The sequence below is a fragment of the Pseudomonas sp. CGJS7 genome (assembly GCF_036961695.1).
Genome location: NZ_JBAMDI010000092.1, coordinates 20,850 through 45,630, shown reverse-complemented (window position 1 = coordinate 45,630; position 24,781 = coordinate 20,850). Strand labels below are relative to the sequence as shown.

Here is a 24,781-nt window from a genome sequence, read left to right as displayed (position 1 = left end):
CCATGGCCTGCGCCAGCAAGTGTTGCTGGCAGCGCGTGAGGCCAATGCCGAGAAAGCACTGGGGTTGTTGGCGGCGCGCTATCGAATCACCGAGCAGGCCATTACGGAAAATCCATTTAGCCAGGAGGTGCAGCGGTATTTGAAGAGCGGCATGGCGCAGGTTGAAGAGATGAAAGCGTTGCGCATCTCGGGTAGCCGCACGGTGTCGATCGAGCTGACCACCACTGCGCGGGTGAAACCTAACTTTCTCGGGCTGCTCACCTCCGGCGGTGGTGGTGGTTTAAACGCGGGGATGCTGTGGTTCAACATCTTATCGCTCAAGACGGCCTACAACAGCCTGCAGAAGAGCGACGCACCGGAATACACCCTGGGGTTCGCTTCATCTGTTTTCGGGGTGATCGGTGCAGCGGCGGCAACAATGGTCAGCGTGCGGGCAACGCATAAGGCCGTCATGCTGAGATTAAGTGCCACAGCGCCGGGCATGGCCTTTGGCAATGGGATTATCAAGTTCTTGGGTAGCAATCTGTTTGCGCGTTTAGCCGGTTACCCGGCAATTGCATTTAGCTTGCTTTCTGATATCTCCAAAGCAAGGCGCCAGAAAGCGAACGGCAATCAAGCGGCTGCCGATTACACGTTGACTGGTGGTTTCACCATGGCTGTCGGTTCCGCTGTCGTCCTTGAAGCAGGACTTGCAATCGCGGGCGTGACATCGGTTGTGCCCTTTGCCGGATGGGCCGCAGCGGCCCTTGTCCTCGTAGGAGTAGCCATCATTGCAGGAGGCCTCTACCTGCACGCCAAGGCACATGAGCACCTTCACAGCCCAATAGAACTGTGGGCAGCACGTAGCATATTCGGTAATCGCATCAATGATGGAGAGTCGCACGCTGACATCAACTTGGACTTTGACAAAAAACTTCCTGCTTTCACCTCACTACAAACAGAAATTAAGGCTTGGCACAATGAACATTACGGACCCAAGCTACTATCCGCCGAGCAGGCCCTATCCCTCGGCATAACTAAAGTCGACACCCGATGGCATCAGAACAACCACTGGTCGCCGCCAAATTGGACAGCTATCACACATAACGAAGTAGCCACATCCCAACCAACCGTAGAATTCACAGTGCTGCTGCCTGCGTTCAGGCTAGGCGTAAGTGAATGGTCAGGAAGTTTGAGTTCCCTCCGTGACGACCAAGGAATTGACGTTTTTCCAATCAGCCCGACCGGCCACATCGTAGATGCTGGCTTAGTTCTACATTTCGAAAACACCCTAGCCAACCAAAATCATGTCTCACTTCATCTAACCTACAACGCCAATCAAGGCCTGGACGAAGATAATGAGACCCTGTCAATTTTTCGTCTGGAGCGCTGATCATGGCAACCATCTGGATATTCAATTCAGGCTCAAGTTCAGGGCATAAGCCCGCTATTGGCGGGCAACTATCAAGCTTGTCAAAAACCACCTTATGCCTGAAAAACCCCTGGGTAACAGACTCAGTCTTTATGGGAAAGCTGTACTGTGCAATGACCATTGCGCTCGTTGTCTTCACCTACCCTTACTTACTAACCAGTGAAGCCTGGAACCCATACACCTTTAGTCATACCTTTATCCTCCTTACACTAATTACACCTTTCATCTTCCTCCCATTCTTAGCCTATCGAATATATTTCATAAAACGCCTATCAAGTTTCTGCTTCAATCGGTCAACCCAAAAAATCTATTACCAACGTCTGAGTAAGGTACTAATATTCGAATGGGCCAACACCGGAGGTGGCATCTTCAAGCGCACCGAATACGGCGGCTCATCGTTCAGCACCAGCTATGCCCTCGCCTTCGCCCCCCGCCGGGAAGACGGCAGCCTGCATCAAAAAGACTGCCTCTGGGTCGACAGCAACGAACCCACCGAACCCGGCGTCAAGCATGTCGCCGAAGTGTGGGAATACCTCCGCCACTTCATGGACCACGGCCCGGACAAACTCCCCCCGCCCGGTGAACCCAACTGGTGGCACAAGCCACTGCACGCCATCTGCCTGACCCCGGCAGAAGCCTGGCGCCACTATGCCCCCTGGCGAACCGGCGAGCCCGGTGAAATGCAGGGCAAAAAGAACTGGCAATTGCCGTTCTGGGCGGTGCTGTTCCCCTACAACCTGACCGTCGCTCTCTGTTGGTACTGTGTCTGCAAGCTTTTCAATGTCCGTGCAGCGCCACCACCGGCGGAGGCTTTCGAAGGGGGGCCTGCTAAGCCCGAATAGGCACCACCTGAAGTGGATAGGAAGAGAACGCTACGTGCCTGGATGGCAACGCGGCAAGACAGAATGAGGATGGCGCCCAGATCAAAGGGCTGTAGGACGGCTCCTGACTTATCGCAGGCAAGCCAGCGCCCACAGGTTCGGCACAAATCTCAAGAGCGGTGCAATACCTGTGGCGCTGGCTTGCCGGCGATGATTGGGCGCAGCGCCTGTCAGGCGAACTTGGCCCGGGCCGCGTGCAGTTTCTTGTAGCTGTCGATCAGGCGCAGGTGGCGATCAAGGCCTTCAAGCTTCATGCTGGTCGGGGTCAGGCCATGGAAGCGCACACTGCCGTCCAACGAGCCCAATACCGCGTCCATGCGCGCATTGCCGAACATACGGCGGAAGTTGGCTTCGTAGTCATCCATCTCCAGTTCGTCATCCAGTTGCACTTCCAGCACCACGTTCAGCGCCTGGTAGAACAGGCCGCGGTCTACGGTGTTGTCGTTGAACTGCAAGAATGCCTCGACCAGTTCCTTGGCATCCTCGAAACGCTGCACCGCGAGGCAGATCAGCAACTTCAGTTCGAGAATGGTCAGTTGGCCCCACACTGTGTTCTCGTCGAACTCCACACCGATCAGCGTGGTGATGGTGGTGTAGTCATCCACATCGCAGTTGTCCAGGCGCTTGAGCAGCAGCTTCAGCGAGCGGCTGTCGAGGCTGTGCAGGTTGAGGATGTCGGCACGGAACGACAAGGCGCGGTTGGTGTTGTCCCAGATCAGGTCCTCGACCGGGTAGATTTCCGAGTAGCCTGGCACCAGGATACGGCACGCGGTGGCGCCAAGGTTGTCGTACACCGCCATGTACACTTCCTTGCCCAGGTCTTCGAGGATGCCAAACAGGGTTGCGGCCTCTTGCTGGTTGGAGTCCTCGCCGTGCCCGGAGAAGTCCCACTCGACGAATTCGAAGTCGGCCTTGGCGCTGAAGAAGCGCCACGACACCACGCCGCTAGAGTCGATGAAATGCTCGACGAAGTTGTTCGGCTCGGTCAGCGCGTGGCTTTCGAAGGTGGGTTGCGGCAGGTCGTTCAGGCCTTCGAAGCTGCGGCCCTGCAGCAGTTCGGTGAGGCTGCGCTCCAGCGCCACTTCCAGGCTCGGGTGGGCACCGAACGAGGCAAACACGCCACCCGTGCGCGGGTTCATCAAGGTCACGCACATGACCGGGAACTCGCCCCCCAGCGACGCATCCTTGACCAGTACCGGGAAGCCTTGCTCTTCCAGGCCCTGGATGCCAGCGAGGATCGCCGGGTATTTGGCCAGCACCTCTTGCGGCACGTCCGGCAGGCACAACTCACCCTCGAGGATTTCGCGCTTCACCGCGCGCTCGAAGATTTCCGACAGGCACTGCACCTGCGCCTCAGCCAAGGTGTTGCCCGCGCTCATGCCATTGCTGAGGAACAGGTTTTCGATGAGGTTGGACGGGAAGTACACCACCTGCTGGTCGGACTGGCGCACGAACGGCAGCGAACAGATGCCCCGCGCCGTGTTACCCGAGTTGGTGTCATACAGGTGCGAACCGCGCAGCTCCCCGTCAGGGTTGTAGATCGCCAGGCAGTGCTCATCGAGGATCTCGGCCGGCAGCGCGTCGCGCGGGCCCGGCTTGAACCACTGTTCGTTCGGGTAGTGCACGAACGGGGCGTTGGCCAGGTCTTCGCCCCAGAACTGGTCGTTGTAGAAGAAGTTGCAGTTGAGGCGCTCGATGAACTCACCCAGCGCCGAGGCCAGCGCAGCCTCCTTGGTGGCGCCTTTACCGTTGGTAAAGCACATCGGTGACTGCGCATCGCGTACGTGCAGCGACCAGACGTTGGGCACAATGTTGCGCCACGAGGCGATCTCGATCTTCATCCCCAGCCCGGCGAGGATGCCCGACATGTTGGCAATGGTCTGCTCCAGCGGCAGGTCCTTGCCGGGGATATAGGTGCTGGTGTCCGACACCGGCATCAACAACCCCTGGGCATCGGCATCGAGGTTGTCGACCACTTCGATAACGAACTCAGGGCCGGTCTGCACCACCTTTTTTACCGTGCAGCGGTCGATGGAGCGCAGGATGCCTTGACGGTCCTTGTCGGAGATGTCCTCGGGCAGTTCGACCTGGATCTTGAAGATCTGGTTGTAGCGGTTTTCCGGATCGACGATGTTGTTCTGCGACAGGCGGATGTTTTCGGTGGGAATATCGCGGGTCTGGCAGTACAGCTTGACGAAGTAAGCCGCGCACAAGGCCGAAGACGCCAGGAAATAGTCGAACGGGCCGGGGGCCGAACCATCGCCTTTGTAGCGGATAGGTTGGTCGGCGATCACCGTGAAGTCATCGAATTTGGCTTCGAGACGGAGATTGTCGAGAAAATTGACCTTGATTTCCATGCGGGATTACCGTGATTTAAGCGTGCAAAACGAAATTGGCCGGCATTATCCGGGTTTTCGTTGCGCAAGTCCTGTTCAACGCCGACCGCAGGCTTGATTTTTCGAATCTGGCTTGCGTATTCCACCGGATTACTTGCCTGATCCTCTGAAGCCACCCCCGCCACCAGACCAGCGGTCATCCTCCTGTGCTAGCGTTTCTGCACCGGGGGACAACGTATTCCCCATGCAGAAAAAACACAGCGACAACAACCGTGACGGGCAGGTGAAACCATGGAACTACGCATCAACCAGAAGACCTATCAGGTCGAGGCGGACGCCGACACGCCCCTGCTGTGGGTAATCCGCGATGACTTGGGGCTGACCGGCACCAAGTATGGCTGCGGCTTGGCCCAGTGCGGCGCCTGTTCGGTGCTGGTGGACGGCAATGTGGTGCGCGCCTGCGTTACCCCGGTGGCCGGTGTGGTGGGGCGTGAGGTCACCACCATCGAGGCGATCGAAGCCGACCCCGTCGGCAAACGGGTGGTCGCCGCCTGGGTTGAGCACCAGGTGGCTCAATGCGGCTATTGCCAGTCTGGCCAGGTAATGGCAGCCACGGCGCTGCTCAAGCACACGCCCAAACCCAGCGATGCGCAGATCGATGCAGCCATGGTCAACCTGTGCCGATGCGGCACCTACAACGCCATCCATGCCGCCGTGCATGACCTGGCCCAGGGGGAGCAGGCCTGATGAACACGCCAGTCGATACACCCGCCGAACTGCTCAGGCTGCAGCGGGGCGAAACGGTCAACCTGTCACGTCGGCGCTTTCTTGCCGGCACCGCAGTCGGTGCCCTGGTGCTAGGTTTCGGCCTGCCCATGGGCTCGGCCCGCGTGCAGGCAGCAGCCGCCGCTGCGGCAACGGCTGAACGCGGCACCCAGGTGCCTGCATTTCTGGAGATTCGCCCGGACGGCACGGTGCGCCTGCTGAGCCCCTTCATGGAAGGCGGACAAGGCCCTTTCACCGCCATGGCGCAGATTGTGGGTGAAGAGCTGGATGTCGACCCGGCCCATTTCGTGGTCGATAGCGCACCACCGGGCGAAGCCTACGTGGTGATGGAGAACGGCATGCGCATCACCGGTGGCAGCATGTCGGTACGCATGAGCTACCCGACCATGCGCCGCCTGGGCGCGCTCGCCCGGGGCATGCTGCTGCAGGCGGGCGCCGAACACCTGGGTGTACCGGTCGATGAGCTTTCTACCACGCCGGGTAACGTAGTACATACCACGAGCGGACGTTCCGTACCCTACGGTGAGCTGGCCGGTCGCGCCATGGACCTGCCGGTGCCCGACCCGGCCAGCATCAAGCTGCGCGACCCCAGCCAGTTTCGCTGGATTGGAAAGCCCGTACGCCGCCTGGATGCCTACGACAAGTCCACCGGCAAGGCCCAGTACTGCATCGACATCAAGGTCGACGGCATGCTCCACGCTGCCGTGCAGCATGCACCGCGCCTGGGCATGACGGTTGGCAGCCTGCGCAACGAAGACCAGATCAAGGCCATGAAAGGCGTACATTCTGTGCATCAGCTGCCAGGCGCCGTGGCTGTGGTCGCCGAGCGCTGGTGGCACGCCAAGCGTGCAGTGGAGGCGATTCAGGTGGACTGGAAAGAACCGGCCGCCGACAGCAAAGTGCGACCGATGCCGGCCGACTTTTCCAGCGACGCCTGGCGCGAACACCTCGCTACGGTGCAAGGGCCGTCCCGTGATGAAGAGAACGAAGGGGATATTGCCGGCGCCTTGGCCAACGCCAAGACCAAGGTCGAGGCCAGCTACCACAACCAGTACCTGAACCATGCCCAGCTGGAGCCACCGTCCGCCCTCGCCCGCTTCAACCCGGACGGCAGCCTCGACGTCTGGCTGCCCAACCAGGCCCCGGACATGTTCCGTGACGACATTGCCAGACGCACCGGCCTGGAGCCTGCACAAATCAACCTGCACTCGCCGCTGCTGGGCGGCTTCTTTGGCCGCCACTTCCTGTACGACTCTGCCAACCCCTACCCGCAGGCCATTGCCCTGGCCAAAGCGGTTGGCCGGCCGGTGAAGCTTATCTGGAGTCGCGAAGAGGAGTTCTTGCGCGATGTACTGCGCCCCGTCGCAGTGGTGAAGTTCCGCGCCGGGCTGGACGCAGACGGTATGCCAGTGGCGCTCGAAGCGGTCAGCGCCACCGAGGGCCCAACCGAGGCACTTGCTGGAAAACAAGGGGAGAAGATCGACCCGACCGCGCTTGAGGGGCTGTCAGGCAAGTCCTACGCCATCGCCAACAAGCGCATTGCCCAGATCTACGTCAAAGGCCCGGCCATGCTTGGTTACTGGCGCTCGGTAGGTAACTCGCTGAACGACTTCTTCTACGAATCATTCCTGGACGAACTGGCGGACAAAGGTGGCAAGGACCCGTTTGAACTGCGCCTGCACCTGCTGCGCGACAACCCGAGACTGACCACCCTGCTGAACGCAGTGGCCGACTTGTCCGGCGGCTGGAAGCGCGGACCGTTCACCGCCGAGGACGGCAGCAAGCGCGCACGCGGCGTGGCCATGGCCTCACCGTTCGGCTCGGAGGCTGCGGTCATTGCCGAGGTTTCGATCGACAACGGCCAGGTCAGGGTGCACGACATCTGGCAAGCCATCGACCCGGGCAGCATCGTCAACCCGGCGATCATCGAGCACCAGGTCAACGGCGCCGTCGCCCTGGGCCTGTCGCAGACGCTGGTGGAAGAAGCGGTGTACGTGGATGGCAAGCCGCGCGCACGCAATTACGACCTGTACCCGATCCTGCCGCCTTCGCGCATGGCGCGGGTGCATGTGCGCATCATCGAAAGCGGGGCGAAGATGGGCGGCATCGGCGAACCACCGCTGCCCGCCGTGGCCCCGGCGGTGGCCAACGCGGTCGCGCAGCTCACCGGCCAGCGCGTGCGCAGTTTGCCATTGAGCCGCCACACCTTCAGCTGATCGCACAAGGGACGCCTCATGACCCATCGTTTCGCAAGAACCGCTGGCTGGCTGGCGCTGCCGTGCCTGGTCGCGGCGGGCCTGCTGGCCTGGTATGTCACCCGTGAACCCGCATCACCGTTTGCCGACGCACAGGCCACTGCTGCCGACCCGGCGCTGGTCAGCCGCGGCGAATACGTCGCCCGGCTCAGTGACTGCGTGGCCTGCCATAGCCTACCGGATGGCAAACCGTTCGCCGGCGGACTGGAAATGGCCACCCCGCTGGGGGCAATCCACGCCACCAACATCACCCCCGACCGCGACAGCGGCATCGGTAACTACACCCTGGCCGACTTCGACCGCGCCGTGCGCCAGGGTGTCGCACCGGGTGGCCGACGGCTGTACCCGGCGATGCCCTACCCGTCCTACGCCAAGCTCAGCGATGATGATGTCAAGGCGCTGTATGCGTTCTTCATGCACGGCGTGCAACCGGCGCGGCAGGCCAACCTGGGCAGCGACATCCCCTGGCCGCTGAACCTGCGCTGGCCCATCGCCTTGTGGAACGGCCTGTTCGCCGCCACTACGCCTTACACCGACAAGGCCGGGCAGGATGCACAGTGGAACCGTGGCGCCTATATCGTCCAGGGCCCCGGACACTGCGGCAGTTGCCATACGCCACGTGGCCTGGCCTTCAATGAAAAGGCGCTGGATGACAGCGGCAAGCCGTTCCTGTCCGGCGCACTGCTCGACGGCTGGTATGCACCCAGCCTACGCGCCGATCACAACACCGGGCTGGGGCGCTGGAGCGAGGCAGAGATCGCGCAGTTCCTGAAGACCGGGCGCAACCGGCATGCAGTGGTATATGGTTCGATGACCGAGGCGTTCAACAACTCCACGCAATTCATGCACGATGACGACCTGGCTGCCATCGCTCACTACCTGAAGTCGCTGCCCGGCGACCCCCAACGGGACGGCGCGCCATGGCAATACCAGGCCGAATCGCCAGCGACACGGCTGGACAGCCCGGGAGCGCGCACCTACGTGACACGCTGTGCGTCGTGCCATGGCCTGGACGGCAAGGGCCAGGCCGAATGGATGCCGCCCTTGGCCGGGGCGACTTCGGCACTGGCCAAGGAGAGCGCCTCGGCAATCAATATCACGCTCAATGGTTCGCAGCGGGTGGTGGCTGCAGGGGTGCCGGACGCCTATCGCATGCCGGCTTTGCGCGAGCAGTTGAGTGATCAGGAGATTGCCGACGTGCTCAGCTTTGTGCGTACGGCCTGGGGCAACCAGGGGGGTGCGGTGGATGCGCAGGCAGTAGGCAAGCTGCGTGGGCATACCGACCCGGCTAGCAGCAGCCCCATCATCTTGCATATGCGTTGAATTGGAGTGGCACATGTACCGACGCGAGGCTGCCCCCAACAAAGACCGCGCAGCGCATGAGCCACTCTGTCACTGCCACCGCTCCAGATTCTGTTTCAACCACTGCTCGGGCAAGGCCCCGCCAACGATCTTCGCCATCTCCCGCGCCAGCGCCTCACGCAGCAGTGGCCGGTTGCAAGGCGACTCATGTGAGATTGCCAGGTACAACCCTTCGCTGGACACCGGTGGCAGCAAAACCTGCACAGTGGCTGCGATGCCCAATGTGCGCGCCAGCGCCATGCCAGGATACTGCTCGTACACCACGTAATCGCTGCGCTTGTGCATCAGCTTCTCGAACGCCTGCCTGGCAGTGGGCACCGCTTCGAGGGTGAGATTGGCCTGGGCGTATTCATCGAACTGTTGGCCGTGGCTGTTGTTGACCAGAGTGCCACCCTTGCGGCCTTTGAGGTCGGCCCATTGCTGGTAGGCAAAGGCATTGTCCTGGCGCACCCAGATTACGCTGGGCGTGCGCAAAAACGGCGGGGCAATGAAGTCCACGTGCTGCCGGCGCGCTTCGGTCAGGAAATACCCGGCCATCAAGTCGATCCGGCCGGTGCGCACTTCTTCCTGGGCTCGCGACCACGGCCCGGCATAAACCACCTCTATGTCCAGCCCCAGCTGCTTGCCCAGGTATTTGAGCAGGTCGGCATTGGCACCGATCAGTCGTTGAGGGTTCAGCGGGTCGCGCCACAGGTACGGGGGGTATTCCGGGTTGCCTGTGGCGGTCAGCCGTAGGCATGCATCATCCGCTGTTGCAGCCAGGGGCAGCAGTGACAGGCACATCAGGAGCAAGACGTGGCGGAAGCAACGCTCGATCATCTACGACCCTCGGCACATGAAACACCCGGCGATCCGGCGTAGTGGCCAAAGGCTGCCACCTGCCGTGGTCGCCTGCAGCTATCATCTGCGCGCTGTAGACAGTCTGGACCATCAGCAACCCGCAGACGAGCCTTTCATCGTCCCGTTGATAAATCTGCCGAAGGACAGACAGTGAGCGCCTGCACGGCCGGCGACAACCTGGGCTTTTCAGGCACCCTGCCGTCGCATCGCCAGGATCGCCGCGCCAAAACCGATAAAGGTGGTGCCCACCACCCTGTTCACCCAGCGCGACAGCGACGGCCGGGTCAGCACCCCCTTGGCCCGCGCAGCCAGGGCGGCATACGCGCTTAGCGAAGTGAGCGACAAGGCCACGAAAATCCCGGTCAAGGTCAGGAACTGCGGCAACAGCGCAGCCCCTTGGTCGATGAACTGCGGGAACAGTGCAGTAAAGAACATGGTCGCCTTCGGGTTGGTCACTGCAGTGAGAAAGGCCGATTTGAACAGTTTCAGCGGCGTGGGCCGCACCTTGGCTGAACGCTCTGCGGCACCCTGCTCCAGCATCGGGCTCTTCTTCAGCAGTTGGCGCGCCCCCAGGTAGAACAGATAGCCCGCCCCCAGGATCTTCACGGCATTGAAAAGTACTTCAGAACTGGCCAACAGTGCGCCTAGCCCCAGCATGGCCGCTGCCGACAGACAGAACAGACCCGTGCCATTGCCCAGCGACGACCAGATCGCGCTGCGCTGGCCATGGGCAAGGCTGTTGTTGATAGCCATCAAGGTGGCAGGGCCGGGGCTGGCGATCGCGATGGCGGCGACCAGGGTAAACGCGAACAGCGAGTGAGAATCCATTTTCAGGCTCGTCAGACAAACAGGAAAGGCTGCGTCAATTGCACGCAGGTTCAGCCGGCATTCTGCCGCTTGGCCGCCTTTTTGGCGATAGCCTTCATTCGCGTCGCCGCACGCTGCACAGTGGCCATTTTCTCGGGCCGCTTCATGCCCCGCCACTTGCGGATTTCGTCACGGGTACGGCCGCAGCCCACGCACAGTTCGCTGTTGAGCTGGCATAACGAGACGCAGGGGTTGTCGATGTCTTTGGCCATGCCACTGCTCAGCCAGGCAGTTCTGCCCGCGCACGTTCGCCTGCGCTGTGGAACACCTGGCGCACTTCCTCGGCCTTGACCTTGGTTACCGACCTGGCTGCCAGCAACTCTTCGACCACGCGCAAGCCCTGCTCCAGGGCTGTTGCCAGTTGCTCGGCGTCGGAGGCGTCAGCGATATCACCCAGATAAGGAGCGATGAGATACACGTAACGGTCCTGCAGCTTGAGCGCTTCCAGCGCGTCGAGGGCTTTCTGGAACCGATCGGCAGCGGCAGGGCTCATGCTCAATTTATCGAAATGAATCAGGCTCACACGGTCAGTGGCCATTATGACGAATCTCCGTTTCCTGGTGCGGCCAGGCCCGCAAGCAGCAGCGCTTCTACGATGCTCGTATGTGCGGTCCCGGGTTATGCCCATCAGGGTACCAGAAGCCGAGGCAGAAAGGGCCATTGCCCCCAGAACTAAAAGTATTTGCCAAGTCGCGCAATGGACGCCCCATGGCGTTATGGGGACATGAGCCGCTATCTGCTGCGCAGGATAATCCCGCCAGCAATCCACCCCGCCGAGGCCGTCATCGTGCTCGGCAGCCCACACAACAAGCCTGCGCGTCCAGGCAATACACAAATGGGGCCTCATCATACATGGCAAAGGAACACATCCCCGAAACACTCGATCTTGGCGTCACAGACCCCTCGAAAACCGCAGAAGCCCGCCAGGATCGACATTTCGAGGGCAAGCTTGACTGGATCGTCTTTGGTTTCACCAGCCTTCTGGCCATCGCCTTCGTGCTCTGGGGCTTCCTCAACCAGGCCAGCCTGGCCAGCAGCGCCTCCAGCGCGCAATCCTGGGTCATTCTCAATTTCGGCTGGTTCTTCGTGCTCACTTCCTCCCTCTTCGTGGTGTTCGTGCTGTGGCTGGCCGCCAGCCGTTACGGGCGGGTGCCGCTGGGCCGCGATGGCGAACAGCCAGAGTTCCGCACGGTGTCCTGGGTCGCGATGATGTTCAGCGCCGGCATGGGCATCGGCCTGATGTTCTTCGGCGTGGCCGAGCCGCTGTCGCACTACATATCGCCGCCGCCCGGCTCGGCCAGCGGGCAGACCAGCGAAGCGATGCAGGTGGCAATGGCCACCACTTTGTTCCACTGGACCCTGCACCCTTGGGCCATGTACGCCATCGTCGGCCTGGTAATCGCCTACGGCACCTTCCGCCGTGGCCGCTCGCAGCTGATTTCCGCCGCCTTCCGGCCGCTGATCGGCAAGCACGCAAACGGCCCTCTCGGCCGCCTGATCGACATGATGGCGATCTTCGCCACGCTGTTCGGCTCGGCCGCCTCGCTGGGCCTAGGGGCGCTGCAGATTGCCGGCGGCCTGGAATACAACGGCTGGATCGAAAGCCCCGGTAAACTGTTCTACATCTCGATCATCACCCTGCTGACCATTGCCTTCGTGACCTCGGCGGTGTCGGGCATCGGCAAGGGTATCCAGTGGCTGTCCAACACCAACATGGTGCTGGCACTGGTGCTGGCGGTGTTCGTGTTCATGGTCGGGCCGACGCTGCTGATGCTCAATCTGTTGCCGACCTCGCTCGGCATCTACATCAAGATGCTGCCGGAAATGATGGCCCGCACCAACGCCAGCGGCGGCGAACAGATGAACAGCTGGCTGGCCGGCTGGACCGTGTTCTATTGGGCCTGGTGGATCTCCTGGACGCCTTTCGTGGGCATGTTCATCGCCCGCATCAGCCGCGGTCGCACCATTCGCCAGTTCGTTACCGGGGTGCTGTTGGTGCCAAGCCTGGTCAGCCTGGTGTGGTTCACCATCTTCGGTGGCGCCGCCATCGAGGCCGTGCGCGAGGGCGCCTTCCAGCTGGCCAACGGTGCGGTCAACAGTAACCACGCGCTGTACCAGTTGCTGGACAGCTACCCGCTGGCCTCGGCAACGTCGGTGCTGGTGATGATCCTGGTGGGCATCTTTTTCGTTTCGGGTGCCGACGCCGCCTCGCTGGTGATGGGTACGCTGTCGGAACACGGCACCACAGCGCCATCGCGACGCACAGTGATTTTCTGGGGGACGCTGACCGGTACGGTGGCGGCGATCATGCTGGCGATCGGCGATCCAGGTAACCCTGGCGAGGCGCTGACCGGGCTGCAGAACCTGACCATCGTCGTGGCCTTGCCATTCGTGGTGGTGATGGTGCTGCTATGCCTGGCGCTGTACCGCGACCTGCGCAAGGACCCGATGATGCTGCGCCACCTGCGCGGCAACGAGCTGATCGAGAAGGCCGTACTGTATGGGGCGGTGAAGCATGGGGAGGAGTTCTACATTGTGGTGCAGGAGAAGAAGGCATCGGCCAAGACAGCGGCAGAGGCCGAAGTAACCAGCAACTGACGGCGTCAACCCGAAGACCACGGGCTGCTACGCAGCCCGTTCGCGATGCGAGACCGCGCCTGCTGAAACATGGATCTGCTTCAACCTTTCAACGCCGCCGCTATCTTGGCCACATCGATCTTGCCCATCTGCATCATGGCCTCGAACGCACGCTTGGCCGCCGCACGGTCGGGGTGGCCGATGGCTTCGATGAGGATGCGTGGAGTGATCTGCCACGAAATCCCCCATTTGTCCTTGCACCAGCCGCAAACGCTGGCCTCGCCGTCGTTACCGACAATGGCATCCCACAAGCGGTCGGTCTCTGCCTGGTCCGCGGTACTGACCTGGAACGAAAACGCCTCACAGTGCTTGAAGGCCGAGCCACCATTGAGGCCCACGCAAGGGATACCCATTACCGTGAATTCCACGGTGATCACATCGCCCTGCTTGCCTGAAGGGTAATCGGCGGGTGCCTGGTGCACAGCGACCACCCGGCTATCGGGGAAAGTTCGGGCATAGAAGTTCGCCGCCTCTTCGGCATCGTGGTCGTACCACAGGCAGATGGTGTTCTTGGCAGTCATGGTCTTGCTCCAAGATCGAAGGTGAGCCTTGAGTCTAGCCTCATAGCCCCGGCGTACCGGTTCTGCAGACATTTCCGACATCAGGTAGTGAACCTGCTGACAAAAAAACGGTCTTTCGCTGACGGTCAACTCACCGACCGGTTCATCGGCCCAGTCACCGGGCCTTCTTTTTGTCCTGTTTCAGCGAAGACCCAACATGCCCAATTCCCGCCCAAATGCTTCCGCCCTCCCTGCCCTGCGCATCGGCCTGATTGCCGCCTTGGTGAGTCTTGTCGCACCCGTGCACGCCGAAGAGCCTGCCAGCGACGCACGCTGGGTCAGTGACAGCCTGAGCACCTACGTGCGCAGCGGCCCGACCGACGGGCACCGCATTGTCGGCACGCTCAAGTCCGGGCAGAAGCTGACCCTGCTCGGCAGCCAGGGCAATTACAGCCAGGTGCGCGGGCAGAACGGCGATGTGGTGTGGATCCTCAGCAACGACCTGCAGACAGTGCCCGGGCAGAACGAGCGCCTGCCATTGCTCGATGCCCAGGTCGCCGAACTGACCGGGCAGTTGAAGACCATCGACGACAGCTGGAAGAACCGCGTACAGGGCATGCAGGAAACGCTTGATTCGCGCAAGCAGCTGATTGACGAGTTGGAGGCGCGCAACAAGGCACTGAACGAGCAGCTCGATCAGAGCCAGTCGGACCTGCGCGATACCCAGGCCCGCCTGGGGGATGAGAACAAGCAGGTGATGATGCGCTACATGGTGTATGGCGGCAGCATTGCCGGTGCAGGCTTGCTGGCGGGGCTGATCCTGCCGGCACTGACCCGTGGGCGCAAGAAGAACGATCGCTGGTTCTGAGTTAGGCAAGGCGTCGGGGCTGGAACGTGCCGGCCTGCCACAGGTCTTGCAGCAGCGGAAGCTGCCCCTACCGCAACCGTTCCAGCGCCTCCAGCACATACCCCGTGGCCCGCTCCACCTGCCCTTCCCGACACGCAATACCCAACTGCCGCCACAACCCCGGCCGCAGCGGTCGGCGGGCAATGCGCCGGTCCAGTTCGGTCGCCTCCCCCTCCTGCGGCAACAATGTCGCCCCGTACCCGGCGCCGACCAGGCTCTTGATCGCATCGTTGTAGTTCAGCTCGATCCGCGGTTCGGGGTACAACCCCGCCGCTGCAAACCATTCGCCGGTAACCCGCGACAGCTGGGTGGTGCTGTCATTCAGGATCAACGCCCGTTGCGCCAGCCAGGCCGGGGTGATCCTGGCCGGCGGCTGCCAGTCGGCCGGCACATACGCCAGGATCGGGTCGCGCCGCCAGGGGGTAACCGTCAGCCCTTTGCCGGCTACCTGCGGCAAGGCCACAAGGCCGATATCCAGTGTGCCCTCACGCAAGCGCGCGAGCGATGCCTGGGAGGTCAGCACCTGAACCTGCACATCGATCCCCGGGTGCTCCACACGCAGGCGCGCCAGCGCCTGCGGCAGCAAATGGGCGATGGCACCGGTGGAGGCGCCCAGGCGCACACGCCCGGTCAAACCTGCGACCTGCCGGCGTACTTCGTCCAGCGCCAAGTCAGCGTCCGCCAGCAGGCGTCGGGCGCGCCCCAGCAGTGTTTCACCGATGACGGTAGGCCGCACCTGGCCGCGGGTGCGGGTGAGCAACGGGGCGCCGATACGCGCCTCCAGCTCGGCCACGTGCAAGCTGATGGTGGGCGGCGCCAGGTTAAGCTGGCGGGCGGCCTCGGCAAAGGAGCCCAGGTCGGTGATGACCACCAATGTGCGGAGGCGGTCGAGGCTGATTTCGCGCAATTGTCAGTGCAGGCCCTTTTTCGAGTAAACCCACAGGTTCACCACGTGTTTCAAAAATCATTCAGAAAACCTGAATGTATCGGTCATCATATTCAAATTTTCATTACCAACGCTACGGGCGAGCATAGGCTATCTTTCCCCAACCGGACCCCGAGCATGCACACCCCTGTTGTTTTCATCGACGGCGACCAAGGCACCACAGGCCTGCAGATCCATGCCCGCCTGCAGGGCCGGAGCGATCTTCGCCTGCTGACCCTCCCCGAGGCCGAGCGCAAGGACCCGCAACGCCGCTGCGAAGCGATCAACAGCGCCGACATTGCCCTGCTGTGCCTCCCCGACGACGCCGCCCGCGAGGCCGTGGCCGCAATCCACAACCCACAGGTGCGGGTGATCGACGCCAGCTCGGCGCACCGCACCACACCAGGCTGGGTGTATGGCCTGCCGGAGCTTGACCATCAGCAAGCCGAGCGCATCGCGCAAAGCACGCGTGTCAGCAATCCCGGCTGCTATCCCACCGGCGCCATCGCGCTGCTGCACCCACTGGTCAAGGCCGGCTTGCTGCCTGCGGACTACCCCCTGAACATCCACGCCGTGTCTGGCTATTCCGGCGGTGGTCGCGCGGCGGTCGAGCGGCATGAACAGCCCGGCGCCGCCAAAGCCCCGGCGCTACAGCTGTATGGCCTGGAGCTGGCGCACAAGCACGTACCGGAGATCCAGCAGCACGCGGGGTTGTCGGCGCGGCCGATGTTCATGCCCGGCTATGGCGCCTACCGCCAAGGCATCGTGCTGAGCATTCCGCTGCAACTTCGCCTGTTGCCTGGACAGGTCAGCGCCGAGCATTTGCAAGCCTGCCTGGAACAGCATTACCAGGGTGCCCGCCATGTTCAGGTGATGCCTCTGCATCAGTGCGGTGCTGCGGCAAACCTCGACCCCGAGGCATTGAACGGCAGCAATGACCTGCGCCTGGCGCTGTACGCCAACCCCGAGCATGGCCAGGTACTGCTCACCGCAGTGTTCGACAACCTGGGCAAAGGTGCCTCTGGTGCTGCCGTGCAAAACCTCGACCTGATGCTCGGTGCCTTACAGGCACACGGCTGATACGGCAAAAACGGTTAGACTGTACAACCCGCGCCAACACAGCGCGGGTCGTATTCTCATCCGCCGGAGCCCCCAGATGTTCATCCTGAGCCGCCTCGACAGCGTGCCGCCCGAATCTTTCCAGAACCAGATCCGCGAGCTGGTCATTCACAATGTCGGCGATTTGAGCAGTGTCGCCATCGCCGTCGACAACCCGCTGTACCCGCTGTACCAGTACGGCGTCGGCATGGAAGTCCACCAGTACCTGCAAGCGCTGGACGGCACCCGCGGTCTGGCCGTGGCGCTTACCCTGGCGCTGGATGCCGAAGCACCGGACCAATTGCTGGGCTTTGCGCTGTCGCTGCCAGCCCAGGACGATGGGCAGGCCTGTGCATTGGCCTTTCTGGCCGTGTGCGCCAGCCATCGCCGCCAGGGCATCGCCCGTGCTCTGCTGGGCGACCTGCGCTCACGCCATGCCTGCGTAGAGCTGAACGCCTTTGCCAACCAGGTGCCGTGGTTCGAGGCGATGGGCATGCAAGTGGTGGCCGCCAACGGCCCGCAGGTGCTGATGAGCAGTACCGGCCAGCCCAGTGGTGCGCTGATCGGGCGCCTGGACATTGCGCCGATTTATCAGACGGCTGAAGTGCTGCAGATTCACACCTATCTGCTTAACCAGCAGGGTGAGGATGCGATGATCGAAGCGGAGCAGATGCGCGATGAGCGGCTGGATGAGCTGACCGCTCAAGCCCAGGAATGTGTGCGCCAGCGCAAGAACGTGCATTGATCCAAAGGCCTGTTCGCGGGCTTGCCCGCTCCCACAGGAATACCCTAAGGCCCAAGGCCGGTGATGTACCTGTGGGAGCGGGCGAGCCCGCGAAGAAGCCCCATTGGCCTCTCAGCCATGCACCCAGCGCCGATGCAGCCCACGCGCCAGGGCATCCAGCACAAACCCCAGCACGCCAATCAGCAGCACCATCGCCATCAGTTCGGAATACGCCAGCCGGTCACGGGTATCAAGAATGAAATACCCAAGCCCCGCACTCACCCCAAGCATTTCGCACGGCACCAGCACAATCCACAGAATACCGATGGCCAGGCGCACCCCCGTCAGCACGTGACCGATCACCCCCGGCACAATCACCTTGCACAAGGTTTCCCAGCGCGTGGCACTCAAGCTGCGGCTCAGTTGCAGCCAGCGCGGGTCCAGTTGACGCACCCCTGCCGCCGTATTCAGCAAGATCGGCCACAACGCGGCAAACGCCAGCAGGAAGTAGATCGGCTGGTCACCCACGCCCATCAGCATCACCACCACAGGCATCCACGACAATGGCGATATCATGCGCAGAAACTGGAATGCTGGCGTGGTCGCCGCCTCCAGGTGCCGGTAGCTGCCTACCAGCAAGCCCAGCGGCACACCCATCAGCAGCGCCAGCAGCAGCCCAATCAGGATGCGCTTGAGGCTGACCCAGATATGCCCATAGACCTCGCCCTGCCCCAGCAGCTCGACCAGGCTGGCCAGGGTTGCCGCCGGCGAAAAGCGCGCCGACAGGCCGTGGGCCTGGCCGAACATTGCCACACCGGCCCACCATAACAGCAACAAGGCCAGCAACCCGACCAGCCCAAGGCCGGCATGTACGACATGCGTGCGCATCAGACCGCAAACTCCTCGCTACGCTCGAAGTTGTCGGCAATGCCGAACACCGACGGGCCACCCACTGCCGCGATGGCATTCCGCACGAAGCGATCGTCGACCAGGTCGCGGGCGGCATACGCCGGATCCAGCCCGGCAAGAAACGCATTGTCGCCTTCGATCAGGGTGGTTTTCAGGCGCTTGACCAGCTCTTCGGTGTAACTCGGGAACGGGTATGGCTGGAAGTCGATGCGTTTTTCGTCCCACTGCTGATGGCGAATGGCGCCACTGGCAATGTAGCCAGCACGGTCTTCGGCGGCGGGCGCCAGGACCTTGGTCAGCACCGCAGGCTCGTGCGGGGTGTACTTGTTGGGGCCCGCCCTAGACAGCAGTGCGGCGGCTTCGGTGCGATGGTCACGGGTCCATTGCTGGGCCTTGACGATGGCGTTGACCACTTTCTGGGACCACTCCGGGCGGTTATTCAGGTCATGCTCGTGCATGAACACCACGCAGCACGCATGGTTGCGCCATACATCGCCGGTAAAGCGCTGCACGCGGCCCACCTTGAGGTTCTCGGCCAGTGCGTTGAACGGCTCGGCAACGATGTAGCCGGCAATGCGCTTGCTGGCCAGAGCGGGTGGCATGTCGGACGGTGGCAGCACCAGCAGGTTGACCTCGTTGGCGGCCAGTTGCGCATTGGCCGGCTTCGACACGGGCGTCAGGCCGTTGTCGTTGAGCAACTGTTGCAGTACCACATTGTGGATCGAGTACCAGAACGGAATGGCCACTGTCTTGCCACCGAGCTGTTTCACGTCGGATATATCCGGCGCAACAGTCAGGCCCGAACCGCCCACGTGGTTCCAGGCCACCACCTTGGCTGGCACCTTGCTGCCATAGCGCGCCCATACCGTCATCGGCGAAAGCAGGTGGATGACATTGACCTGGCCGGAGATGAATGCCTCGATCACCTGCGCCCAGCTGCGCAGCAGCACCGGGCGCTCGGCCTTGATGCCTTCGGCCTCGAACAGGCCGTTGTTATGTGCCACCAGCAGCGGCGTGGCATCGGTGATCGGCAGGTAGCCGATGCGCACCGGCGCGTCCGGCTCGGCAGCGGCACGCGCCTGCAAGCTCGACAGCAACGGCAATGCACCGGCAGCAGTGAGCATGGCGCCGAGCTTGAGAAAGTCACGACGCGAAGAAGAGGAACAACAGTCATCCATGCACATGGACAGCCTCCGAGGGCAACGAGGTTGGGGTAGGTTCGACTGTGCGGCTTGCCCGCCGAAGGGTTTTGAGGATTTCGATACGCAAAGCGCCCAGTTCTTCGACCCGCTGCGTCCGTGGTTGCGGCAGGTCGATGTGCCACTGGCCGAGGATGTGCGCTGGGTGGTTGCCCAGTAGCAGAACCCGGTCTGACAGCAGCAGGGCTTCGTCGATATCGTGAGTGATCAGCACGGCCGCGGTCTTGTGCGTGGCGATCAGTTGCAGCAGCAACTGCTGCATGTCGGCGCGGGTCACCTCATCCAACGCACCGAAGGGTTCATCCAGCAACAAGACTTCGGGCTGGCGTGCCAGGCAGCGGGCCAGCGCGGTGCGCTGGGCCATGCCGCCAGACAACTGCGCCGGGTACTGGCCACGGGCGTGGGCCAGGCCCACAGCCGCAATCGCATGGTCGATGCGTGCACGGCGTTCGGCATCCGCCAGCCTGGGCTGACGGGCGAAGTCCAGGCCGAAGGCGACGTTCTTCTCCAGGCTCAGCCATGGCAGCAGGCTTGGGTCCTGAAAGGCCACCGCCAGACGCGGGTGCGGCCCCTGCAGCGGCTGGCCGTGCAAGCTCACGCTGCCGCCGCCAGGCTGCTGCAGGCCTGCCAGCACCCGCAGCAAGCTGGACTTGCCCACACCACTGGGGCCAAGGATGCTCACGACTTCACCTGGCGCCAGCTGCAGGTCGAACTGCGCCAGCACCTGCTGCCAACCACCCTCACGCGGGTAGCCCAAGCGAATTTCACGGGCCTCCAGCAATACCGCGCTCATGCAACGCCTGCCTGGCGTTGCAGTTCGGCGCGCAATTGCACCAGGCTGGGCGTGACGATCGGCACGAAGGCCGACTCCCGCCAGCGGCGGGCGAACCCTTCGCCGTATTCGCAGAGGTAAGCCTTGCCGCCACTGGCCTGCAACTCCAGTTGTACCGCGTCAGCAGCACTTTCAGCCAGGATGATGCGCAGCTTGAACAAGGCCGCCGGCTGCTGCTGGAAGCGACCTTCGAGCAAGCCCTGCTTGAGTTCGCTGACGGTGTTTTCCAGGCGTTCGCCAAGCACCTGACGGGCTTCGTCGAGGAACGAGGCTCGGCCATGCAGATGCGCCTGAACCTCTTCCAGCGCTCGTCGCGCCAGGCCAATGGCCATGCCACATTGCAGCGCCAGGAATGCCGGACGTACCCGTGGCAGGAATTCGCGTGCATTTTCATGCAGCAACCAGTCGCGGGCCAGCGGCACCTGGTGAAAAGCCAGTGCTGCCGTGTTGCTCGACTGCAGGCCCATCAGTTGTAGATCATCAGAGCGCTCCAGGCCTTGAGCGTCGGAAGGAATGGCCAGCACAAACGGCGCGCCGCCGGCTTCATCCTCGATGGCCGCCGCCACCACGAAGCCGCTTTTACGCAAGTTGGTCACCCAGTGCAGTCGCCCTTCCAGGTGCCAGCCATCGGCTGCCGGGCGGCCACGCACCTGCAGCGCTTCGATACCGGACAGGAACTTCATGGCGTTGGACAGCCCGGTGGCACCGGCCAATTCACCGGTCAACAGCCGCGGCAGCAGGCGCTCACGCAGGGGCTGGTTGGGGCTGTGCAGCAGGTATTCGATGAAGGCACGCTGGCCCCAGCAGACGAAAGCCGCAGCCAATGAGCGGCTGGCAATGGCGGCGATGGCCTCGACCGCGTCGGTCACCTGCCCGCCCGTACCGCCCAGCGCTGGGTCGACCCCCGTGCGCAGCAGCTGCGATTCTGCGATCTGCGCCAGCACCTGCTGCGGTTCGCACAGGCCCCGGTCGATGGCCTCGGCATTGGCATCCAGCCAGTGTCGAAATGCACAATCTTGCATGGTCTTGCTCCTTTGATAACGCCGGGGCCGCTCTGCGGCCCGTTCACGGCACAAGGCCGCTCATACAACGGCCTGGTAATGGCCATTATCACAGGTGGACTACGCAGAAGGCTGCCAGCGGTATTTGCCAAGCTCTTCGTTGAGTGGCGTCTGGGCGAAAACATTAGCAAAGTTGCACAGGGTTGCGAGGCTTACGCCCAGAATCACCTCCAAGGCGTTGCCTTCACTGAAGCCGGCCTCACGGAAGGCCTGGTAGGTGGCTTCGCTGACATTGCCACGGGTGGCGATCACTTCGCGGGCAAAGGCGGCCAGGGTTTCGTAGCGGGCGTTCGGGAGTTCGCCACGGGCACGCAGAGCATCGACCACCTCCTGCGGCAGCTTGGCCTTGTTCAGCGCGACGGCCGTATGGCCGGCCACGCAAAAGTCGCAGCCATGCTGGGTGGCCGCGATCAGTTGCACCACTTCACGCTCGGCCAGGCCAAGCTCAGACTTGCCATTGAGTGCCGAAACGGTCACGTAGGTTTCCAGCGCCGCCGGGGCGTTGGCCAGCACACCAAGCAGGTTGGGGATGAAGCCGGAATTCTTCTGCGCGTTCTCAAGGAACGGCCGTGCCGCTTCCGGGGCGCTCTGCAGCGTGTGTAAAGTAATGCGCGCGGACATGCAGTGATCTCCTTTGATGAGTGTCACTACAGTCTGTTGGTTATAAGAACTACCCTCCATATTCGTCAGTCGCCTTTCCTTGCTCCTGAGTCTTTGCATTAGATGATTTCGTCCAGCCCGCTTGTCGATTGGTTATTAGAAAGCCTGGAGCTCGATGCCAGCCTGTTTCATGTAGGCCGCTATTGCGGCGGCTGGCATGCCAGTACCCAAGGCATGGGCCGCGCCAGCTTTCACCTGGTGGTGCAAGGGCATTGCTGGCTGCACATTGACGGCCAGCCGCAGGCCATTCGCCTGGAGAAAGGTGATGCCGTGTTCCTGCTGCGTGACCTGGCCTATCGCTTGTCCAGCGATCAGGACCCGGTCGACGCCTGTGCTCAGCCACGCCAGGCCATGCAGGCGCTGGATAGCCAGGCCGCCGACGGCGTTGGCTTGGTCTGCGGCTTCTTCCATTTTCAGTCGGGCCTCTGCTCGCTGATTGTCGAGGGTCTCGCTGACTGGATCTTGTTACGCGCTGAAGATCCCAGCGGCAGCGCAGCGCGGGCGCTGTTCGGGCTGATCCTGGAAGAATGCCGGCGAGATGCTGGGCCATCACAGATGCTACTGGAACGGCTGACGCACTTGTTGTTCCTGTACGTGCTGCGCCAGCAGGTGCACGCAGGGCAATCGCTGGGCGGGCTGGTCGCCCTCGCCCGCCAGCCGGCATTTGCCGGATTGCTTGAGCAATTGATCGAGCAACCGGGGCAAACCTGGACCCTGGAGAACATGGCCGCTTGCACCGGGTTGTCACGGTCGGCTTTTTTCAAGCGTTTCAGCGAGCTGGCCGGGCAGTCACCGGGACAAGTGCTGCTGGCGCTGCGCATGCGCCATGCCAGCCAGTTGCTGCAGGCGGGGCATACCGTTGAGCAGGTGGGCGCGCAGGTGGGGTATCAGTCGGTGGCCGCATTCACCCGGGCGTTCGCCAAGGCAGTGGGGGTGCAGCCGGGGGCGTATCGCAGGCAGCATGACGGGCGCGGGCATGCCTGACCCAGCAAAGCGCGGAAATCGACCAAGCGGCCATAGTCGGGGCTGCTTTGCAGCCCCATGTTGCAGTTGTCAGTCGTTGACGCTGATAACCCGCGCACTGTTAACCGCCTTCCCGCGTGTGGCCAGGCAGTAATACAGCGGCACGGTCACCAGCAAGCCGAATAGCCACGACAGGTCGGCCCCTTCGACAATGTTCGAGTACGGCCCCACATACAGCGAAGTATTGGCAAACGGCAGCTGCACCAGGATGCCGCAGGCATAGGCAATGATCGCGTGGTGGTTGAAGCGGCCATAGATGCCGCCGTCTGCACTGAAGATTGAGGCGATGTCGTACTGGCCCTTCTTGATCAGGTAGAAATCGATCAGGTTGATCGAAGCCCAAGGCACCAGCACCAGCAGCAGCGCCAGGATCAGGCCGATGAACTGACCTATGAAGTCGGCCGAGGCATTCAGTGCCACCATCCCGCAGCCCACCAGAATGACCGAGGCCAGGATCACCCGTACCTTGACGCTCGGCGTCCACTCGGCCACGAAGGTCTGGATTGCGGTCACGATCGACAGCACCGCGCCATACAGGTTGAGGGCGTTGTGGCTGATGATGTTGAGCAGGAACAGCACCATCAGGATCGGGCCCAGCCAGCCGGTAGCCTGCTTCACCGCGTCCATTGCGTCGGTGCCTTGCGGGACGCACAACACGGCCACTGCACCAAAGCTGAAGCACAGGATGGTGCCCAGGGTGGCGCCCAGGTAGGTAGCCCAGAACGGTTTGGCAATGCCCACTTCACGCGGCAGATAGCGCGAATAGTCTGACGTGTACGGCGAGAAGCTGATCTGCCAGATGGTGCCCAGCGACACGGTGGCGATAAAGCCCGACAGGTTGAATGCGCCGCGGCTGAAGAAGTCTGCCGGCAGGTCCTGGATGAACATCATGATGAAACCGGCCAGCAAAGCCGAACCCATCACCCAGGTACCGATGCGGTTGAGAATGTGGATGAAACGATAGCCGATCACGCCGATGGCAGTAGCGCTCAGGGCGCCTATCACGATCGCGCCAGGCATCGGCACGCTCGGGGCGATGCCGTGGATGGTCTTGCCTGCCAGGACAATGTTGGAAATAAAGAAGCCGACATAGATCAGCGCGGTGAAGAACACGATCAGCAAGGCACCGTAACGGCCGAACTGGCCACGGCTTTGCACCATTTGTGGAATGCCCAGCTGCGGCCCCTGCGCAGAGGCCAGGGCGATGACCACGCCCCCGACCAGATGGCCCAGGACGATGGCTATCAACCCCCACAACAGGTTCAGGTGGAACACCTGGACCACCATGGCACCGGTGACGATGGGCAGTGGTGCAATGTTGGTACTGAACCAGAGGGTGAACAGGTCGCGCGCCTTCCCGTGGCGCTCGGCAGGTGGAACGTAATCGACCGTGTGATTCTCGACAAACTGGTGTTGCGACGACGGTTGGGACATGGTTTTCAGCTCGAAAGGTCGTTTTTATCTTTGTAAGGAAACCGCATCTAGGCGGCCTCTCAGCTGCGGACCATATTATGGTATTCCAAACTTTTGACAACACTGATCCGCATGAAAAAACGGCCACTGATCCG

23 protein-coding genes and 1 pseudogene are annotated in these 24,781 nt (G+C 62.2%); 10 read left to right on the top strand and 14 right to left on the bottom strand.

The window, feature by feature from the left end:
- Nucleotides 1–1,372: pseudogene (locus tag V7787_RS37225) on the top strand (T6SS effector BTH_I2691 family protein); the annotation flags it as partial.
- Between the two features lie 2 nt (nucleotides 1,373–1,374).
- Entirely contained in the window at nucleotides 1,375–2,253 is an 879-nt protein-coding gene (locus V7787_RS37220) for a DUF6708 domain-containing protein (protein WP_064492991.1), read from the top strand.
- 209 nt (nucleotides 2,254–2,462) lie between these two features.
- Here V7787_RS37220 and V7787_RS37215 read toward each other — a convergent pair whose 3' ends face one another.
- Nucleotides 2,463–4,649, bottom strand: a complete 2,187-nt coding sequence (locus V7787_RS37215; protein WP_014590666.1) for an OsmC domain/YcaO domain-containing protein — start codon at nucleotides 4,647–4,649, stop codon at nucleotides 2,463–2,465.
- Complete coding sequence (locus V7787_RS37210) at nucleotides 4,583–4,828, bottom strand: hypothetical protein (protein ID WP_336092622.1); 246 nt, start codon at nucleotides 4,826–4,828, stop codon at nucleotides 4,583–4,585. The genes V7787_RS37215 and V7787_RS37210 overlap by 67 nt, the downstream gene beginning before the upstream one ends.
- A gap of 91 nt (nucleotides 4,829–4,919) precedes the next feature.
- Between V7787_RS37210 and V7787_RS37205 the strand changes: the two genes are divergently transcribed.
- Genes V7787_RS37205 through V7787_RS37195 form a run of 3 tightly spaced genes read left to right on the top strand, consistent with a single transcriptional unit; the run spans nucleotide 4,920 to nucleotide 8,992 of the window.
- On the top strand, nucleotides 4,920–5,375 hold the full coding sequence (locus tag V7787_RS37205) for a (2Fe-2S)-binding protein (protein ID WP_003256023.1): 456 nt from the start codon (nucleotides 4,920–4,922) through the stop codon (nucleotides 5,373–5,375).
- Nucleotides 5,375–7,630, top strand: coding sequence for a xanthine dehydrogenase family protein molybdopterin-binding subunit (locus V7787_RS37200; protein WP_064492992.1), 2,256 nt, complete (start codon nucleotides 5,375–5,377; stop codon nucleotides 7,628–7,630). The genes V7787_RS37205 and V7787_RS37200 overlap by 1 nt, the downstream gene beginning before the upstream one ends.
- Nucleotides 7,631–7,648: 18 nt before the next feature.
- Nucleotides 7,649–8,992 carry a c-type cytochrome gene (locus V7787_RS37195; RefSeq protein WP_064492993.1) on the top strand — a complete coding sequence of 448 codons (1,344 nt, stop codon included), beginning with the start codon at nucleotides 7,649–7,651 and terminating at the stop codon, nucleotides 8,990–8,992.
- A gap of 69 nt (nucleotides 8,993–9,061) precedes the next feature.
- Here the strand turns inward: V7787_RS37195 and V7787_RS37190 are convergent, their stop codons facing one another.
- The 4 genes from V7787_RS37190 to V7787_RS37175 all read right to left on the bottom strand — a co-directional run bounded on the left by V7787_RS37190 (nucleotide 9,062) and on the right by V7787_RS37175 (nucleotide 11,276).
- Entirely contained in the window at nucleotides 9,062–9,850 is a 789-nt protein-coding gene (locus V7787_RS37190) for a substrate-binding periplasmic protein (RefSeq protein WP_064492994.1), read from the bottom strand.
- A 207-nt stretch (nucleotides 9,851–10,057) separates the two neighbouring features.
- Entirely contained in the window at nucleotides 10,058–10,699 is a 642-nt protein-coding gene (locus tag V7787_RS37185) for a LysE family translocator (RefSeq protein ID WP_010954467.1), read from the bottom strand.
- Nucleotides 10,700–10,749: 50 nt separating this feature from the next.
- On the bottom strand, nucleotides 10,750–10,950 hold the full coding sequence (locus tag V7787_RS37180) for a DUF1289 domain-containing protein (RefSeq protein ID WP_064492995.1): 201 nt from the start codon (nucleotides 10,948–10,950) through the stop codon (nucleotides 10,750–10,752).
- Between the two features lie 8 nt (nucleotides 10,951–10,958).
- Entirely contained in the window at nucleotides 10,959–11,276 is a 318-nt protein-coding gene (locus V7787_RS37175) for a hypothetical protein (RefSeq protein ID WP_003256033.1), read from the bottom strand.
- Nucleotides 11,277–11,590: 314 nt separating this feature from the next.
- Between V7787_RS37175 and V7787_RS37170 the strand changes: the two genes are divergently transcribed.
- Nucleotides 11,591–13,336 carry a BCCT family transporter gene (locus tag V7787_RS37170; RefSeq protein WP_064492996.1) on the top strand — a complete coding sequence of 582 codons (1,746 nt, stop codon included), beginning with the start codon at nucleotides 11,591–11,593 and terminating at the stop codon, nucleotides 13,334–13,336.
- An 80-nt stretch (nucleotides 13,337–13,416) separates the two neighbouring features.
- Here the strand turns inward: V7787_RS37170 and V7787_RS37165 are convergent, their stop codons facing one another.
- Nucleotides 13,417–13,896, bottom strand: a complete 480-nt coding sequence (locus V7787_RS37165) for a VOC family protein (protein WP_014590658.1) — start codon at nucleotides 13,894–13,896, stop codon at nucleotides 13,417–13,419.
- A gap of 196 nt (nucleotides 13,897–14,092) precedes the next feature.
- Here V7787_RS37165 and V7787_RS37160 point away from each other — a divergent pair, with 196 nt between their 5' ends.
- Complete coding sequence (locus V7787_RS37160; protein ID WP_020190496.1) at nucleotides 14,093–14,743, top strand: TIGR04211 family SH3 domain-containing protein; 651 nt, start codon at nucleotides 14,093–14,095, stop codon at nucleotides 14,741–14,743.
- Between the two features lie 67 nt (nucleotides 14,744–14,810).
- On the opposite strand, the gene V7787_RS37155 is transcribed toward V7787_RS37160, so the two are convergent.
- Entirely contained in the window at nucleotides 14,811–15,689 is an 879-nt protein-coding gene (locus tag V7787_RS37155) for a LysR family transcriptional regulator (protein ID WP_014590656.1), read from the bottom strand.
- A 156-nt stretch (nucleotides 15,690–15,845) separates the two neighbouring features.
- On the opposite strand from V7787_RS37155, the gene argC reads away from it, so the two are divergent.
- Together argC and V7787_RS37145 are read left to right on the top strand one after the other, a co-directional pair.
- Complete coding sequence (argC, locus tag V7787_RS37150) at nucleotides 15,846–16,787, top strand: N-acetyl-gamma-glutamyl-phosphate reductase (RefSeq protein WP_064492998.1); 942 nt, start codon at nucleotides 15,846–15,848, stop codon at nucleotides 16,785–16,787.
- A 76-nt stretch (nucleotides 16,788–16,863) separates the two neighbouring features.
- The gene (locus V7787_RS37145; RefSeq protein WP_064492999.1) at nucleotides 16,864–17,550 is read left to right on the top strand and encodes a GNAT family N-acetyltransferase; all 687 of its coding nucleotides are present in this window, start codon (nucleotides 16,864–16,866) and stop codon (nucleotides 17,548–17,550) included.
- A gap of 111 nt (nucleotides 17,551–17,661) precedes the next feature.
- Here the strand turns inward: V7787_RS37145 and V7787_RS37140 are convergent, their stop codons facing one another.
- From V7787_RS37140 to V7787_RS37120, 5 genes are all read right to left on the bottom strand, one after another.
- On the bottom strand, nucleotides 17,662–18,417 hold the full coding sequence (locus V7787_RS37140) for an ABC transporter permease (RefSeq protein ID WP_336092611.1): 756 nt from the start codon (nucleotides 18,415–18,417) through the stop codon (nucleotides 17,662–17,664).
- On the bottom strand, nucleotides 18,417–19,622 hold the full coding sequence (locus tag V7787_RS37135) for an ABC transporter substrate-binding protein (RefSeq protein WP_064493001.1): 1,206 nt from the start codon (nucleotides 19,620–19,622) through the stop codon (nucleotides 18,417–18,419). The genes V7787_RS37140 and V7787_RS37135 overlap by 1 nt, the downstream gene beginning before the upstream one ends.
- Nucleotides 19,609–20,430 carry an ABC transporter ATP-binding protein gene (locus V7787_RS37130; RefSeq protein WP_104887780.1) on the bottom strand — a complete coding sequence of 274 codons (822 nt, stop codon included), beginning with the start codon at nucleotides 20,428–20,430 and terminating at the stop codon, nucleotides 19,609–19,611. The genes V7787_RS37135 and V7787_RS37130 overlap by 14 nt, the downstream gene beginning before the upstream one ends.
- Complete coding sequence (locus V7787_RS37125; protein ID WP_104887781.1) at nucleotides 20,427–21,491, bottom strand: acyl-CoA dehydrogenase family protein; 1,065 nt, start codon at nucleotides 21,489–21,491, stop codon at nucleotides 20,427–20,429. The genes V7787_RS37130 and V7787_RS37125 overlap by 4 nt, the downstream gene beginning before the upstream one ends.
- 99 nt (nucleotides 21,492–21,590) lie before the next feature.
- On the bottom strand, nucleotides 21,591–22,151 hold the full coding sequence (locus tag V7787_RS37120; RefSeq protein ID WP_029615376.1) for a carboxymuconolactone decarboxylase family protein: 561 nt from the start codon (nucleotides 22,149–22,151) through the stop codon (nucleotides 21,591–21,593).
- Between the two features lie 102 nt (nucleotides 22,152–22,253).
- Between V7787_RS37120 and V7787_RS37115 the strand changes: the two genes are divergently transcribed.
- Nucleotides 22,254–23,174: an AraC family transcriptional regulator gene (locus V7787_RS37115; protein ID WP_064493004.1), complete on the top strand. Its 921-nt coding sequence runs from the start codon at nucleotides 22,254–22,256 to the stop codon at nucleotides 23,172–23,174.
- 69 nt (nucleotides 23,175–23,243) lie between these two features.
- Here V7787_RS37115 and V7787_RS37110 read toward each other — a convergent pair whose 3' ends face one another.
- Nucleotides 23,244–24,647 carry a purine-cytosine permease family protein gene (locus V7787_RS37110; RefSeq protein ID WP_010954483.1) on the bottom strand — a complete coding sequence of 468 codons (1,404 nt, stop codon included), beginning with the start codon at nucleotides 24,645–24,647 and terminating at the stop codon, nucleotides 23,244–23,246.
- Nucleotides 24,648–24,781 lie beyond the last annotated feature (134 nt).